This window comes from Acinetobacter sp. UBA6526 (genome assembly GCF_002434875.1).
GTDB lineage: Bacteria > Pseudomonadota > Gammaproteobacteria > Pseudomonadales > Moraxellaceae > Acinetobacter > Acinetobacter venetianus.
This window is the reverse complement of sequence record NZ_DJLC01000145.1, coordinates 21497-37249: the sequence shown is the minus strand read 5'-3', so window position 1 is coordinate 37249 and position 15753 is coordinate 21497. Positions and strand designations below refer to the sequence as shown.

Sequence of the window (15753 nt, the reverse complement as noted above, 5' to 3'; positions counted from 1 at the left end):
AAGAAATTCTTCTCTTTACGCAAGTCCATCATCTCAGACATCCATGCAAATGGGTTTGTTACACCAGCAAATTGCTCTGGTAAACCAAGCTGAGACAAGCGACGGTTACAGATGAACTTCAAGTATTCTTCCATCATGCTTGCATTCATACCCAATACGCCACGCGGCATTGTATCGCGTGCATATTCGATCTCAAGCATTGTACCTTCAAGAATCATTTGAATCACTTCTTGTTGGAAAGTCGCTGTCCACAAGTGAGGGTTCTCGATCTTGATCTGGTTGATCATGTCGATACCAAAGTTCAAGTGCATTGATTCATCACGTAAGATGTATTGGAATTGCTCAGCAACACCATTCATCTTGTTACGGCGACCCATACTCAAGATTTGAGTAAAACCACAGTAGAAGAAGATACCTTCAAGTACACAATAGAACGCGATCAAGTTACGAAGTAAAATTTGATCGTTCTCAGGCGTGCCTGTGTGGAAAGTTGGATCACTCAAAGACTGTGTATATTTCAAGCCCCAAGCTGCTTTACGCGCAACAGATGGAACTTCACGATACATGTTGAAGACTTCGCCTTCGTCCATGCCCAAAGATTCGATACAGTATTGGTAAGCATGTGTGTGAATCGCTTCTTCAAATGCTTGACGCAAGATGTACTGACGACATTCAGGATTCGTAATATGGCGGTAAATAGCCAATACCAAGTTGTTTGCAACTAACGAGTCCGCAGTCGAGAAGAAACCTAAAGAACGCATGATGATCGTACGCTCATCTTCGGTTAAGCCATTTTCAGACTTCCAAAGTGCGATATCGTGGTTCATGTTGACTTCTTGTGGCATCCAGTGGTTTGCACATCCGTCTAGGTATTTCTGCCAAGCCCACTCGTATTTAAATGGAACAAGTTGGTTCAAGTCCGCACGACAGTTGATCATTGCTTTATCATCAACTTGAACACGCTGTGCGCCCATTTCGAGTTCTTCTAAACCAGGTGCAACATCTAAATGTTCTAAGGCTTCAGATGCTCGAGCCAACGAATTGGTTGGATTTGTTGATCGCACGGAATCGGTTCCAGCGGGTTGTGCAGCTGCCACACGCGGCGATGATGGCTCTGCATCAGATACCACCTGCGTATTAACCGTTTTTTGCGAGTCGAGGGACGTAGACTTGTGTTCAGGTGTAGTCGGTTTTTGCGAATCATCTTCAAAATCGTCCCAACTAAGGATAGACATATGGTTTCCTCAATAATTATGATTCCACATTAACCCTTAATGAAAAAACAGAAAGATTGTGGAACTTATATGCTTTAAAACTTCCTCTATTGTAGTTTTGATATTGAAATTTTGATAGGGAAGAAAGTCCTTAGTTTGATAAAATAAAATTAGATTTAATATATTTATCTGTTTTTTTGGGGGTTTTATTTATTTGTTTTTTTATTGAAAATTTCAATAAAATTAATTATTTACTTTTAATTTTTTAGCACAAAAACCCCGATAGAAATCGAGGTTTTTTCCTTTTTTAAAGAAAACTATTTGGGGATATTTTCAACAACCGTTGTGCTTGGACGACGACGAGCTTCATTAACAGTAATGAATTGCCCAGTACGAGCATCTCGTCTAACTTGGAATGTGTTAGAAGGCTTTGTCGAAGGTAATGTTTCAACAGTGGTTGTTGATGGTCTTCTTTCAGCTTCATTAACGGTAATAAATTGTCCTGTACGGGCATCTCTGCCAACTTTTGTAACCATGATTTATCCTCATTAGGTGGATTTAAAAAGAGGTAAAATTGACGATGGCTGTAAACTAGTTCAGAATATTCCCTAGCTGTTTCGTAAGAATAGTCATCGCCCAAAAGATAACCTAATTGTCTTTTGGGAAAAGGGAAGCATCGTTGACGCGGTGTTTCCCTTTCTCATTTTGGATATTTAAAGAGTAATTTCTTATCCATAACCAAAAGAAATAATTCATTAATTTTAAAATTATTTGTTTTGTCTACGTTGTTGATTGCGAATGGTAATAAATGCATAAACCATTGGTATATAAAAGAAAACAAAGGAAAAGACCAAAACCGCGAGTGCTAACATGTAGTTATGAGTCATATGGAGCATGGGCTTTTCCTAATAATATTATATATGTTTGTTTATCCATTCCCAGACAGTTTTTGATAACCATCCTTGACATTCTTTTGATGTTTGCATGACAAAAAGATCATCATTGTCATCAGTATGCTTTCTAAGTCGTTCGTAGACTTGGGCTGCTGATTGACTGGAACAAACAAACCAATATGAATCCATAGCATGACACCATCCATCAAAGCTTTTTATTTCTTTGATTAATTCATCATACTTTTGACCTGATTTATTTAGATCGTAACTTACCGAATATACTGTCATTTCGCTTGCCTCGCATATTGTTTGGACAGTTTTTTACTTAAAAGTCCTTGACGATATTGCAAGATCAGGCGATTATTCACCTGCTTTTAGCGAAGCAATATGTCGAAGAACTCGCTTCTTAGACTAAAGAGGGGATCTGTAGAAGGATTCCCTTTTTTTATGTCTAAAATTTTAAATTATGCTGTAGAAGATGCATGATTTAAAAATAGTTGTGATTATCTTGTATAACCACAACTAAATATTTTATTTACTGACAAGCTTCACAATCTGGATTGTCGATTGAACATGCCATTGGTACTGGAGCCGCTGTAGTAAAACCATCTTCTTCAGCTTGAACTTCTGGTTTTTTGTCTTCAACTGCTTGAGCTGCAACCACAGGTGCTTCAACAGATGCTGGTTTAACAGCATTTAATGCACCCGTATTGATTGTTGATTTCTCAGCAGATGTCGCACCCAAAGCTCGGAGGTAGTAAGTCGTTTTAAGACCACGTAACCATGCCATCTTATACGTGATGTCAAGTTTCTTACCATTTGCACCAGCGATGTAAAGGTTAAGCGACTGTGCTTGGTCGATCCACTTCTGACGACGTGAAGCAGCATCTACGATCCAACGCGTATCCACTTCAAACGCAGTTGCAAAGATTGCTTTTAATTCTTCAGGAATACGCGCGATCTTTTGTACTGAGCCTTCGAAGTGTTTTAGGTCATTCACCATCACTGTGTCCCAAAGACCACGTTCTTTTAATGCACGAACAAGATAAGGGTTGATCACAGTGAACTCACCAGAAAGGTTCGATTTCACATATAAGTTTTGGAATGTTGGCTCAATAGATTGAGACACACCACAAATGTTTGAAATAGTTGCTGTAGGTGCAATTGCCATCACATTTGAGTTACGCATACCATCTTTTTGAACTTTAGAACGTAAGCTGTCCCAGTCCAAACGTTGTGTACGGTCAACTTCAAACATGCGCTCTGGACGAGATTTTGCAACAAGCTCTAAAGAGTCGATTGGAAGAATCCCTTGATCCCACAATGAACCTTTGAATGTTGAATAAGAACCACGTTCGATCGCAAGGTTGCTTGAAGTTTCGATTGCGTAATAGCTAATCACTTCCATCGATTCGTCAGCGAAATCAACAGCTGCATCTGAACCATAAGCGATGCCCATTTCATAAAGTGCATCTTGGAAGCCCATGATACCCATACCCACTGGGCGGTGTTTCATGTTTGAGTTTTTCGCTTGTGGTACAGCATAGTAGTTAATGTCGATGACGTTATCGAGCATACGTACTGCTGTTTTAATCGTGCGAGCTAATTTCTCACGATCTAACACACCACCTTGAACGTGTTGTACAAGGTTGATCGAACCTAAGTTACATACCGCGATTTCATCTTGGTTTGTATTTAAAGTGATTTCTGTACACAAGTTCGATGAATGAACTACACCAACGTGTTGTTGTGGTGAACGCAAGTTACATACGTCTTTGAATGTGATCCATGGATGACCAGTTTCAAACAACATTGAAAGCATTTTGCGCCATAAATCTTTTGCACGTACTTTCTTATGTAGCATGTTTTGTTCTTTTGCTACAGCTTCATAGTGTGTATAGCGCTCAGCAAACTCAGCACCAGTTAGATCGTGAAGATCAGGTACTTCTGAAGGCGTGAATAATGTCCACTCAGCATCTTCAAACACACGTTGCATGAATAAGTCTGGAACCCAGTTTGCAGTATTCATATCGTGTGTACGACGACGGTCATCACCCGTGTTTTTACGCAGCTCTAGGAATTCTTCAACGTCTAAGTGCCAAGTTTCTAAGTATGCACATACTGCACCTTTACGCTTACCACCTTGGTTTACCGCAACAGCTGTATCATTGGCAACTTTAAGGAATGGAACAACACCTTGAGACTTGCCGTTTGTGCCTTTGATATAAGAGTTCAACGCACGAACAGGTGTCCAGTCATTTCCTAAACCGCCTGCCCATTTTGATAGCATTGCGTTATCACGCATTGCACCGTAAATGTCATACAGGTCATCACCAATAGTTGTTAAATAACAGCTTGATAATTGTGGGCGTAATGTACCTGAGTTAAACAGGGTAGGCGTAGAAGCCATATAGTCGAAGCTAGACAATAAGTCATAGAATTCGATTGCACGGTCTTCTTTATTTTCTTCATTGAGCGCAAGACCCATTGAGACACGCATAAAGAATAATTGTGGTAATTCAAAACGCACGCCATTTGAATGGATGAAGTAACGGTCAAATAAAGTTTGTAGACCTAAATAGGTAAACTGGTTTGAGCGTTCTGGTTTGATCGCAGCTGCTAATTTAGCAAGGTCGAAATTCAGCAAATCTTCTGAAAGTAAATCAAGCTCGATACCTTTCTTTAAGAAAGTTTCTAAAGCATTACCTTCAAGTGTATCTGAAGGTAGACCTAAGAACTCAAGACCTGTGCTCACCAATTCATTTGATAATAAACGTGCAGTCACATAAGTATAGTTTGGCTCTTGTTCGATACGCGTACGGGTCGCCATCATCATGGTCGTCGCGATATCGCTTTCTTTTACGCCGTTATATAAGTTTTTAACGGTCTCATCAACGATCGCTTGAACATCAATACCTTCCAAACCTTCACTTGCAGTCTGGATGGTTGCAGTCAACGCATCAAGATCTAATGGCTGGAGCTGGCCATTGCTGTCAGTGATTTGTAATGTTGGATGGTGGTTTGCGCCTGCTTGCTGACGAGCAGATGCACGTTGTTCACGATAAATGACGTATGCACGAGCAACTTTTTGTTCGCCAGTACGCATCAGCGCTAACTCAACTTGATCTTGAATTTCTTCAATATGAATCGTACCGCCAGAAGGTAAACGGCGGTTGAAAGTGTTCATAACCCTCTCTGTGAGTTGAGAGATACGGTCATGGATACGACTAGAGTCAGTACCTTGTTGACCTTCAACGGCTAAAAATGCTTTCCCAATCGCAACAGAAATTTTCTCGGCATTAAATGTCGCAATCTCACCGGTGCGCTTAATGACCTGAAGTTGGCCAGGAGTAGAAGTGATGATGCTCATGTCAGCATAGCTCCATTATCATCTATTTTTATGTTCATGGACCGTTTGAATCGAGCAAAAAGTATGCCACGATGTTTGAGGGATAAACACAATACTTAGTGGTTAAAGTTTATTTTCAACACAAGATACGGGATTTTTGGCAGCAGATCAATCCTTGACATTTTGGTAAAGTTTTTTTCATGTCTTAACTGCTGAATTCACAGGCACATAGCATATCAAAGCAGTTAAAAAAGGCTTATAGATAACTCTGTGGATAACTCAAAAAACAAACACTTAAATTATTTTTGGATAGATAAGAAACAAATTGTTTAATACTGGTACAAAATTTATACTCAATATTCATCCTATTTAAAAGTAGCTGTAAAAACAGAAAAATATATTAAAATTCATAATTTTAATAAAAATATAACAAAACTATGTAGGCGTGTATCAGTTTGGTGAACGCCTACTTGTTTACAATGTAAACGTGTGTATATTGCAAATCATAAACCAATGTATCTGTCAGATTTTTATAGATAGATTCTCTCCAATTGTAGGGGCAAACAAATGAGCCAAGAAGAAAAGTTACCGAAGATTTTGATCGTTGAAGATGACGAACGTTTAGCACGCTTAACACAAGAGTATTTGGTCCGTAACGGTTTAGAAGTTGGGGTTGAAACTGATGGTAATCGTGCCATTCGTCGCATTATTAGTGAGCAACCAGATTTAGTGGTGCTAGACGTGATGTTACCGGGTGCAGATGGTTTAACCGTTTGTCGAGAAGTTCGTCCACATTATCACCAACCGATCTTGATGCTTACTGCACGTACTGAAGATATGGATCAGGTACTTGGTTTAGAAATGGGTGCAGATGACTATGTTGCTAAGCCTGTTCAACCGCGTGTATTGCTCGCACGTATTCGTGCATTATTGCGTCGTACAGACAAAACTGTAGAAGATGAAGTTGCACAGCGTATCGAGTTTGACGATCTTGTCATTGATAACGGTGGTCGCTCAGTAACGTTAAATGGCGATTTAGTAGACTTCACAAGTGCTGAATATGACTTATTATGGTTATTAGCTTCAAACGCTGGTCGTATTTTATCTCGTGAAGATATCTTTGAACGTTTACGCGGTATTGAATACGATGGTCAAGATCGTTCAATCGATGTTCGTATTTCTCGTATTCGTCCAAAAATTGGTGACGACCCAGAAAATCCAAAGCGTATTAAAACAGTGCGTAGTAAAGGTTATTTATTCGTTAAAGAAACCAACGGGATGTAAATCTCATTCTTCAGAGCTTTAATCACGCCGTACTTTTCAAAGAAAAGCTTACCTCCCTTGATCAGTGGGAGGTGAGGGGTGATTCAAAATTAGCTTGGAACTATTTACCTTATGGTGAGTCGAGTACTTAAAAACAGCATATTCTTGCGTATTTATGCTGGGTTGGTGGTATTGGTTGTTGTGGTTGCCGCATTTTGTTATTTGTTGGTGCAAATCATTAACTACCAAAGAGCGCAAGAATATCGCGAGTCTCTTACAGATGGTATTTCCTATGTCATCAGTGAGGGGGTATCTCGTCAGCCAGAAAAACAACAAAAATTAGATTGGATCTCAGATGCTTCTGATTTGTTGGAACTGCCGATCTATTATGTTGGCGCTGAGCGTGTAGAACTTTCTCGTACGGAGAAGAAACGAATTGCTGAGCAAAAATCGGTGGTTCGCTACGATGCAAATAATGGTATTGGTTATATCATTATTGGATTGAAAGATGATCCAGAGCATTTTATTTATATCAAAGTAGATAAGATCGGTGAGCGTCAAATGAAGGCGCTGCCAATTTTTGTGCTGGATTATTTGATTTTTTATCCGGGACAAGAACGAGAATATTTAGCCAAAATCAAAAAGCATTTCTACTATCCAATTGAAATTGCAAATATTCGAGATATCAATTTAGATTCAGAGCAAATTGGTCGTCTGCGTCAAGATCAAAGTGTGCTTCTATATAAAGATAGTGCAACTGTGCGTGGTACGACGATCTCGATTGTTTCACCAATGCCAAATCATCCTGCCCAAGTGCTGATACTCGGTCCAGTTCCAATGTTTAATTGGATGCCGTTCCAACTTTCAGCTGGTATTACCTTATTTAGCTTGTTCTTATTGAGTCTTGGTGTATATGGTTTGATTTTACCGCTTGAGCGTAAGATTCGTCAGGTGCGTTATGCCTTGAATAAAATGAAGTCTGGAGATCTTTCATTGCGTGTACCTATTGAGGGTACGGATGAAATGGCAAATTTGGCGTCAAGTTATAACAACATGTCAGATCATATCCAGCGTTTGATCGAAGCACAACGAGAATTAATGCGTGCGGTATCACATGAGTTAAGGACACCTGTTGCCCGTATTCGTTTTGGTATGGAAATGTTGGCTGAGGAAGATGACTATAGTTATCGTATTCAACAAGTCGATATGATTGATAAAGACATTGAAGCTTTAAATACTTTGATTGATGAAATCATGACCTATGCCAAGCTAGAACAAGGGACACCATCACTTGATATTGAAGATATTGTCTTGGTGGAAGTGCTTGATCAAGTTGCGATGGAAACGGAAGCATTGAAAACTCAAAAAGAAATCGAGTTGATTGCACCGCCATTATCATTGCGAGTTGATGCTGAGCGACGTTATCTGCATCGTGTTGTGCAGAATCTCGTTGGAAATGCGGTGCGCTATTGTGACAATAAAGTTCGCATTAGTGGCGGTATTCGTGCTGATGGCAAGGCTTATGTATGCGTTGAAGATGATGGTCCTGGGATTCCTGAGCAAGAGCGAGCGCGGATCTTTGAAGCCTTTGCACGTTTAGATGATAGTCGAACCCGTGCTTCTGGCGGTTATGGACTAGGTTTATCGATTGTAAGTCGAATTGCATATTGGTTTGGTGGTGAAATCCAAGTGGATCAAAGTCCTAACCTCGGTGGTGCTCGATTTATCATGACATGGCCAGCAAAACGTTATAAACAGCATGTGAAAAAATAAAACCCCAATATTGGGGTTTTGATCAAAAGCTTACTATTCTTGCACCGAAGAGTCTGGTTCTATCAATGGATGGCCAGACTTTAAGTTTTTTAGCGCATCTGCATTAAAGTCAATGAGTAGTGCATTGTTCTTAATATCAATTTTATATTTTTCAATAAGTGCCGTGTCACCATTCAGTGTTTCTACTTTATACGCATCAGCAATATTCAGAATACCTTCAAGATTTGTCGTTGTCGCAGCAAAATCCTCTCTAAAAACTTCGTATATATCTCTTAAGTCGAAAATCGCATTGTCAGCATCAGGATGTTTTCGGATATAACTTTCAACGTGACGCATCAAGAGCTGTGAAAAAAAGAAATAATCTGAGTCATGTGTGTATTCTAGATGCATATTTTTCTCCTTGTTTGCTTCTTTTAGAATACTCATCTATTCGGCCAGCAGTGTATAAAGTTAATTAAACCATGTAGCTGAATTGCAACATATTATGTCGAAAATACGACTTGGTTACGACCTTGTCGTTTTGCTTGATAAAGCGCATCGTCTGCTTGTTTAAATAATTGCTCAATCGAATGTTGATTTTCAGGTGTGCAAATGCAAATTCCGATACTGAGTTGAATAGAAAACTGCTGTTTTTTGTCGAGTTGAATAGGGGTGTTACTGACTTGTTGACGAATACGTTCAGCACATTGATAAACTGCTTCAGGATTTGTATCGGTAATAAATATTGCAAACTCTTCACCTCCTAATCGTCCCAGTAAATCATTTGGAGCTAACAGTGCTTGAATATTTTGCACACAACTTTGTAGTGCGAGATCTCCTGCTTGATGGCCATAGTTATCATTCACTTGTTTGAAGTGATCAATATCTAGCATTAGAAAAGCAGTGGTTTGCGAAGCATTGGATGCTTGGTGCTGTAAGAGTTGCACAGACTGTAGAAACTGGCGACGTGTTAAGCTTGACGTTAACTCATCATGAGCAATGGTATGTTGTAGCTCTTGAATCAATTTGCTTCGAACCATATTGATGCTGGAGACGGTCAAAGGAGCGATCGTCATCATAATTAATCCAAGGCGAATGGAAATCGTATTGTTGAGATATTGTTCTGGATAAAGTAGTAGATAGTTTTGCGATACATGGTAAATCACAAAAGCACAGCTTATCGAAGTGATAATAGCAACTGAAAAATGACGATAGCGAAGTGCACACCAAATCAGTGCAGCTATTGGGTAAAGAAGTGAGCCGGGGCCATTGTCATAATAACCTACAGCAATAGAAAAAATAACGGCAAATAGGGGGAGGCTTTCTTGAACAGTTTGTGTTTTAAACTCAATAAGTTGTTGCTTGAATTCTGAAAAACGTGGCGCACTGATGATTGCGGGTAAAAGCAATAGTGCGTTTTGAATTTCAGCGGTAAACCAATAACCAAAATCTATCCAAAATGAACCTAAAGAAAATTGAGTATTCATATATGGAAGTGTACTTGCCGCAAACAACGAACTTGCTAAACCACCAATACAGCAAAAGCTAAATAAGGTTAAATAAAAGTAGCCTTGATGCATCGAACGGATGTAGGAATTAAACTTTATATAAAGTGTTAGTGTGGTGATGACATAAACCAAGTTGGCCGAGTTTAGGCATATATTTAATAAAAAAGGCGTACCTTGTAACGCATCTGCCAGAAGATAACCTACCGCAGCACCGATAAAACTAATTGGATGGCGGGTTTGTGGAAATCGAATTAATAACCCAAGAAATACAGAGTTTGCTGGCCAAAATGAAGCAAGAAAAGTGAGATGACGTGTGGCAATCCCAAGCAGACAGCAAAGCAGAATGACCCCAGTAAAGAGTGCAAATAGTTGGAAAAATGATTGTGGTTTTAACGCAAGGTTCGCTCGTGACATCCTGACGTATTTCTATGGGTGGATAAGGTTGGCTATTATATAAATTTTGTTCAAAATTTCATCATAAATTTATATTAATGCAGTGATTTAGTTCATCGCGCCAGATTTTTGAACATTGGCTATAAAATAAGAATGTTTTTAATGCATGAATAAAGAAAAAAATGATCAATATTGTGCATTTGATTTGATTATTCGATTTTTAGGGGCGAATTAACAGTGATCTTGGATATATCCACAAATTTATGGACAAAATCATCCGAAAGACTAAAGCGCTTCAACTAGCATGAGAAATTAGAAATCAGGTACAATTGGCGGGATTAATTTTGTGTTTGGTGTATTTGAAGGCCAATACATACATTCTTTGTTAAAAATAGGCCTGCCAGGAGTTATCCCCGCATGAGTGCCATTACTCCATACGATTGGGCAATTATTGCCTTCGTGATCGGCGTTACATTTCTTTGCGTTTTTATGCTCACTGTTCCCTTACTCCTAGGGGGTAAAGCATGGGGACGTGCAAAGCAAGAGCAGTTTGAATCAGGTGTAGTTAGTGCGGGCGGTGCTCGTATCCGCTTGTCAGCCAAATTCTATTTAGTTGCAATTTTCTTTGTGGTTTTCGATTTAGAAGCCCTCTATCTCTATGCCTGGGCAACTTCAGTACGTGAAGTTGGTTGGGTTGGTTTTGCAACTGCTGCAGTCTTTATTCTCGTTTTATTAATTGGTCTGATTTATGAACTTTCAACTGGCGCGCTGAACTGGGCACCTTCTGATCGTCGTAAAGCGGCTGGTATTAAAACGAATATCGGTTCGCCAAATATGAATATTGCTGACATTACTCGATTCAATAACATTGAAGAGTTGGTTGTCGATCCTACTGGTCATATTCCAGCACAGTCTTCTGGTCGTGTTAAATCTAAAACACCGACTACATCATCATCTGAACAGGAGTAAGTCGGGATGAAATATACTTTAACCCGTGCGAATCCGGATGCCGATCAATATCCATTACAAGATCGTCAAATCGTAACTGATCCTCTTGAGGAAGAAGTTAATAAAAGCGTGATGATGACACGTCTTGAAGATGTGTTGCATACAGCAGTGAACTGGGGGCGTAAAAACTCTTTGTGGCCATTTAACTTTGGTACATCTTGCTGCTACGTTGAGTATGCAACGACATTAACAGGCGTACATGACTTGTCACGTTTCGGTGCTGAGGTTATTCGTGCTTCACCACGACAAGCGGATTTGATGATCGTTGCAGGAACCTGCTTTGTCAAAATGGCACCTGTAATTCAACGTTTGTATGAACAAATGCTTGAGCCTAAATGGGTGATTTCAATGGGTGCTTGTGCTAACTCTGGTGGTATGTACGACATCTATTCTGTGGTTCAAGGTGTAGACAAAATCATTCCTGTTGATGTGTACATCCCGGGTTGTCCACCTCGTCCAGAAGCATTAATCCAAGCATTGATGTTACTTCAAGACCAAATTCAATTAGAGCGCCGTCCACTTTCAGCCGTTATTGGTGATGATCTTCAGCCTGTGTATAAGCCAAAGATGATGCCAGAACGTGATCGTAAAAATGCTGATCGTATTGCGGTGAAAAACCTACGCTCTATGGATGAAATTAAATAATTTTAACGATGAGTTTTTGACATATTCGTGATGAATATGGTCATCGAAAAAATTGCCAGAATTTGTATTAAATAGGAAGCCAAGCCAATGGCTGAAACTGACATTGCTATGCCAGAATCAACGCAAGTTGATTCACGCCCAGCATTTGCAATCGTAGAAGAGCTCAAAACCAAATTTGGTGAGAATTTCTACGTGCAGGCGACTTTTGAAGAGTTTCCAACAGTCTGGGTTGAGCGCGCACGCGTGCAAGAAGTCCTCATGTTCCTCCGTAAAGTGGAACGTCCTTATGTGATGTTGTTTGACTTGTCTGCTGTTGATGAGCGTTTACGTGTTCATCGTGACGGGTTACCAGCATCTGATTTCACTGTGTTCTATCACTTATTATCGTTAGAGCGTAATAGTGACATTCGTATTAAAGTTGCATTGAATGAAAATGATTTAAGCATTCCAACTGCAACCAATATTTGGCCAAATGCTAACTGGTACGAACGTGAAGCATACGATATGTTCGGTATTGATTTCGCAGGGCATCCAATGCTCCGTCGTATCTTGCTACCAACTTATTGGGAAGGTCATCCTTTACGTAAAGAATATTCTGCGCGTGCGACAGAATATACCCCGTATATGCAAGACCAAGCGAAGCAAGATTTCGAACAAGAACATTTACGCTTTGTGCCAGAAGACTGGGGTCTAAAACGCGGGAACGATGACGAAGACTTCATGTTCTTGAACTTAGGTCCTAACCACCCATCTGCACATGGTGCGTTCCGTATCGTTTTACAGCTAGATGGCGAAGAAGTTAAAGACTGTGTGCCTGATATTGGCTATCACCACCGTGGCGTGGAAAAGATGGCTGAACGTCAAACATGGCATTCATTCATTCCTTATACGGATCGTGTCGACTATCTTGGTGGTTGTGCGCAAAACATGCCATACGTTATGGCAGTTGAGCAACTTGCAGGGATTAAAGTGCCTGAACGTGCACAAGTGATTCGTGTGATGTTGAACGAATTATTCCGTATCAACAACCATTTACTTTACTGTGGTACAGCAATTCAGGATGCGGGTGGTATGACCCCTGTATTCTACATGTTCGCTGACCGTCAAAAAGTCTATGACATCGTTGAAGCGATTACGGGTTACCGTATGCACCCAGCATGGTTCCGTATCGGTGGTACAGCACACGACCTTCCAAATAACTGGCAAAAGTTAGTTAAGGAACTGTTGGAGTGGATGCCGAAACGCTTAAATGAGTACTATACCGCTGCGCTTAAAAACTCAGTATTTATTGGTCGTACCCGCAATGTTGCGCAATACGATGCAAAATCTGCGTTGGCATGGGGTATTACAGGTACTGGTTTACGTGCGACAGGTATTGATTTTGATGTTCGTAAATATCGTCCATACAGTGGCTATGAAAACTTCGACTTTGATATTCCAGTGGAATATGAAGGCGATGCTTATGCTCGTGTCTTGGTTCACTTCCGTGAAATTACTGAATCATTAAAAATCATTCAGCAGTGTTTGGATAATATGCCTTCTGGTCCATATAAAGCGGATCATCCATTGGCAGTTCCACCACCGAAAGATAAGACATTACAAGATATTGAAACCTTGATTACGCACTTCTTAAGCGTGTCATGGGGCCCTGTAATGCCTGCGGGTGAAGCATCATTTATGACTGAAGTGGTGAAGGGTGCAAGTACCTATTACCTCACATCAGATAAGTCAACAATGAGCTATCGTACCCGTATTCGTACACCAACGTTCACACACTTACAGCAAATTCCTTCCGTGATTAACGGCAGCTTGGTATCTGATTTGATCATTTACTTAGCAACCATTGACGTGGTTATGGCTGACGTGGATCGCTAGGGGTAAACGATTATGATGATTTTGACTGATAAAAAACCACGTGTGAATGTTGAAGGAATTTTGACTGCTGACGAAATTCATGAAATTGAACATCACATTGGTCACTATCCGTACCCACGCGCAGCCTCTTTGGATGCATTGAAGTGTGTACAACGCCGTAATGGTTGGGTAGATGATGCACAAATGAATGCAATTGCGCAGTTGTTGACTATGAGCGTGGCGGATCTTGAAGGTGTTGCAACCTTCTATAACCGTATCTACCGTCAACCAGTTGGCCGCCATGTAATTCTATTGTGTGACTCAATTGCATGCTTCTTGATGGGTGCAGAAACTTTAGCTGAAGCATTTCAGCGTGAGTTGGGTATCCAGTATGGACAAACCACAGCAGATGGTCGTTTTACCTTGCTCCCAATTTGCTGTCTAGGCAACTGTGACAAAGGTCCAACATTAATGATTGATGAGGATACGCATGGTCTTGTAGACGTATCATCAGTTAAACAGTTATTGGAGAAGTATGTATGAATACTGAACCAAAACCAATTTATGGCGACGGTAATCCAGAAACTCATCCGCTGACTTGGCGTTTGAGCAAACAAGAACACGTTCGCGCTGCTGATGACTACGAAGCACTTGAAGGTTATGCTGGCTTTAAAAAAGCCCTAAGCATGCCACCAAAAGACGTGCTTGAAGTCATTAAAGCTGCAACGGTCAAAGGTCGTGGTGGTGCAGGCTTCCCAGCAGGGATTAAATGGTCATTGATGGCACCAAATGATGGTGGTCCACGCTATTTGATCTGTAATGCCGATGAAATGGAACCAGGTACTTTTAAAGACCGTTTGTTGATGGAAAAACTTCCTCATCAATTGATCGAAGGCATGCTGATTGCAGGTTATACCTTAGAGGCAACTCAAGGTTATATCTTTATCCGTGGTGAATATGTTGAAGCTGCTCAATACTTAAATGAAGCATTAGAGCAAATCCGTGCCAAAGGTTACTTGGGTGACAACATCCTTGGAACAGGCTGGAACTTTGATATGCATGTTCACACAGGTGCTGGTCGTTATATCTGTGGTGAAGAAACGGCATTGATCAACTCATTGGAAGGCCGTCGTGCGAACCCGCGTACTAAGCCACCATTCCCGCAAGTTGCAGGGGCATGGGGTCGCCCAACGATTGTAAACAACGTTGAGACCTACAATAACTTGCCTGCAATTATGTTGCGTGGTCCAGAGTGGTACATCAACTTATCAGCACATAAATCTAAAGACCCAGGTACTAAGATTTACGGTGCTTCTGGCAAAGTAAAATTCCCAGGACTTTGGGAACTACCTTTTGGTACAACTGCGCGCGAAGTGATTGAAGATCATGCGGGCGGTATGCGTGACGGTTTAACGTTGAAAGCATGGTTACCGGGTGGTGCATCAACAGATTTCTTAGCGGCTGAACATATTGACTTGCCTATGGATGCTGAAAGCATCATGAAAGCAGGTTCACGTCTAGGTACGTGTTTGTTGATGGTTGTTGATGAAACTCAATGTATGGTTTCTGCTACACGTAATTTAGAAGAATTCTTTGCGCGTGAATCTTGTGGTTTCTGTACACCATGCCGTGATGGTTTACCTTGGGCAGTGAAAGCGCTTAAAGCACTCGAAACAGGCGAAGGTAAGAAAGAAGATATCGACCATTTACAAGAACTGACTCGTAAATTATGGATCGGTAAAACTTTCTGTGCTCACGCACCAGGTGCGATGGAGCCGCTTATGGGCGCACTTAAATATTTCCGTAGCGAGTTTGAGGCAAAGGTTAAAACCCATGCTCCAGCTCTAGACGTAGAACAAGCTTAAGGAATTCGA

At 40.6% G+C, this 15753-nt stretch carries 14 protein-coding genes; 7 read left to right on the top strand and 7 right to left on the bottom strand.

Annotated elements, in window-relative coordinates; genetic code table 11:
* The 5 genes from B4237_RS09680 to B4237_RS09660 all read right to left on the bottom strand — a co-directional run.
* A partial coding sequence (locus B4237_RS09680) for a ribonucleotide-diphosphate reductase subunit beta (protein ID WP_286942899.1) occupies positions 1-1235 on the bottom strand: 1235 nt, incomplete at its 3' end.
* 296 nt (positions 1236-1531) lie between these two features.
* A complete protein-coding gene (locus tag B4237_RS09675; protein WP_286942897.1) occupies positions 1532-1750 on the bottom strand; it encodes a hypothetical protein in 219 nt (72 codons plus the stop codon).
* 231 nt (positions 1751-1981) lie between these two features.
* Entirely contained in the window at positions 1982-2110 is a 129-nt protein-coding gene (locus B4237_RS09670) for a preprotein translocase subunit YajC (protein ID WP_286942895.1), read from the bottom strand.
* A gap of 18 nt (positions 2111-2128) precedes the next feature.
* On the bottom strand, positions 2129-2395 hold the full coding sequence (locus tag B4237_RS09665; protein WP_286942893.1) for a hypothetical protein: 267 nt from the start codon (positions 2393-2395) through the stop codon (positions 2129-2131).
* A 247-nt stretch (positions 2396-2642) separates the two neighbouring features.
* Complete coding sequence (locus B4237_RS09660) at positions 2643-5477, bottom strand: ribonucleoside-diphosphate reductase subunit alpha (protein ID WP_286942891.1); 2835 nt, start codon at positions 5475-5477, stop codon at positions 2643-2645.
* A 546-nt stretch (positions 5478-6023) separates the two neighbouring features.
* Between B4237_RS09660 and bfmR the strand changes: the two genes are divergently transcribed.
* Together bfmR and bfmS are read left to right on the top strand one after the other, a co-directional pair.
* Entirely contained in the window at positions 6024-6740 is a 717-nt protein-coding gene (gene bfmR / locus B4237_RS09655; protein WP_286942889.1) for a response regulator transcription factor BfmR, read from the top strand.
* Positions 6741-6851: 111 nt separating this feature from the next.
* Complete coding sequence (gene bfmS, locus B4237_RS09650) at positions 6852-8492, top strand: sensor histidine kinase BfmS (RefSeq protein WP_007480951.1); 1641 nt, start codon at positions 6852-6854, stop codon at positions 8490-8492.
* 33 nt (positions 8493-8525) lie between these two features.
* Here bfmS and B4237_RS09645 read toward each other — a convergent pair whose 3' ends face one another.
* Together B4237_RS09645 and B4237_RS09640 are read right to left on the bottom strand one after the other, a co-directional pair.
* A complete protein-coding gene (locus tag B4237_RS09645) occupies positions 8526-8882 on the bottom strand; it encodes a hypothetical protein (protein WP_004881341.1) in 357 nt (118 codons plus the stop codon).
* Between the two features lie 92 nt (positions 8883-8974).
* Positions 8975-10393, bottom strand: coding sequence for a GGDEF domain-containing protein (locus tag B4237_RS09640; RefSeq protein WP_286942886.1), 1419 nt, complete (start codon positions 10391-10393; stop codon positions 8975-8977).
* 396 nt (positions 10394-10789) lie between these two features.
* On the opposite strand from B4237_RS09640, the gene B4237_RS09635 reads away from it, so the two are divergent.
* From B4237_RS09635 to nuoF, 5 genes are all read left to right on the top strand, one after another.
* On the top strand, positions 10790-11341 hold the full coding sequence (locus B4237_RS09635) for an NADH-quinone oxidoreductase subunit A (protein WP_004881337.1): 552 nt from the start codon (positions 10790-10792) through the stop codon (positions 11339-11341).
* A 6-nt stretch (positions 11342-11347) separates the two neighbouring features.
* Positions 11348-12025, top strand: a complete 678-nt coding sequence (locus tag B4237_RS09630; RefSeq protein ID WP_004881335.1) for a NuoB/complex I 20 kDa subunit family protein — start codon at positions 11348-11350, stop codon at positions 12023-12025.
* Between the two features lie 87 nt (positions 12026-12112).
* Positions 12113-13900 carry an NADH-quinone oxidoreductase subunit C/D gene (nuoC, locus tag B4237_RS09625; RefSeq protein WP_061518379.1) on the top strand — a complete coding sequence of 596 codons (1788 nt, stop codon included), beginning with the start codon at positions 12113-12115 and terminating at the stop codon, positions 13898-13900.
* Between the two features lie 12 nt (positions 13901-13912).
* A complete protein-coding gene (nuoE, locus tag B4237_RS09620; RefSeq protein ID WP_004881330.1) occupies positions 13913-14422 on the top strand; it encodes an NADH-quinone oxidoreductase subunit NuoE in 510 nt (169 codons plus the stop codon).
* Positions 14419-15744, top strand: coding sequence for an NADH-quinone oxidoreductase subunit NuoF (gene nuoF, locus B4237_RS09615; protein ID WP_004881327.1), 1326 nt, complete (start codon positions 14419-14421; stop codon positions 15742-15744). Before nuoE ends, nuoF begins: the two co-directional genes overlap by 4 nt.
* The last annotated feature ends 9 nt before the right edge of the window (positions 15745-15753 follow it).

Coding starts and splice junctions, on each gene's coding strand:
- B4237_RS09675 (WP_286942897.1), bottom strand. CDS start 1,750: ATGGTTACAAAAGTTGGCAGAGATGCCCGTACAGGACAATTTATTACC.
- B4237_RS09670 (WP_286942895.1), bottom strand. CDS start 2,110: ATGCTCCATATGACTCATAACTACATGTTAGCACTCGCGGTTTTGGTC.
- B4237_RS09665 (WP_286942893.1), bottom strand. CDS start 2,395: ATGACAGTATATTCGGTAAGTTACGATCTAAATAAATCAGGTCAAAAG.
- B4237_RS09660 (WP_286942891.1), bottom strand. CDS start 5,477: ATGAGCATCATCACTTCTACTCCTGGCCAACTTCAGGTCATTAAGCGC.
- bfmR (WP_286942889.1), top strand. CDS start 6,024: ATGAGCCAAGAAGAAAAGTTACCGAAGATTTTGATCGTTGAAGATGAC.
- bfmS (WP_007480951.1), top strand. CDS start 6,852: ATGGTGAGTCGAGTACTTAAAAACAGCATATTCTTGCGTATTTATGCT.
- B4237_RS09645 (WP_004881341.1), bottom strand. CDS start 8,882: ATGCATCTAGAATACACACATGACTCAGATTATTTCTTTTTTTCACAG.
- B4237_RS09640 (WP_286942886.1), bottom strand. CDS start 10,393: ATGTCACGAGCGAACCTTGCGTTAAAACCACAATCATTTTTCCAACTA.
- B4237_RS09635 (WP_004881337.1), top strand. CDS start 10,790: ATGAGTGCCATTACTCCATACGATTGGGCAATTATTGCCTTCGTGATC.
- B4237_RS09630 (WP_004881335.1), top strand. CDS start 11,348: ATGAAATATACTTTAACCCGTGCGAATCCGGATGCCGATCAATATCCA.
- nuoC (WP_061518379.1), top strand. CDS start 12,113: ATGGCTGAAACTGACATTGCTATGCCAGAATCAACGCAAGTTGATTCA.
- nuoE (WP_004881330.1), top strand. CDS start 13,913: ATGATGATTTTGACTGATAAAAAACCACGTGTGAATGTTGAAGGAATT.
- nuoF (WP_004881327.1), top strand. CDS start 14,419: ATGAATACTGAACCAAAACCAATTTATGGCGACGGTAATCCAGAAACT.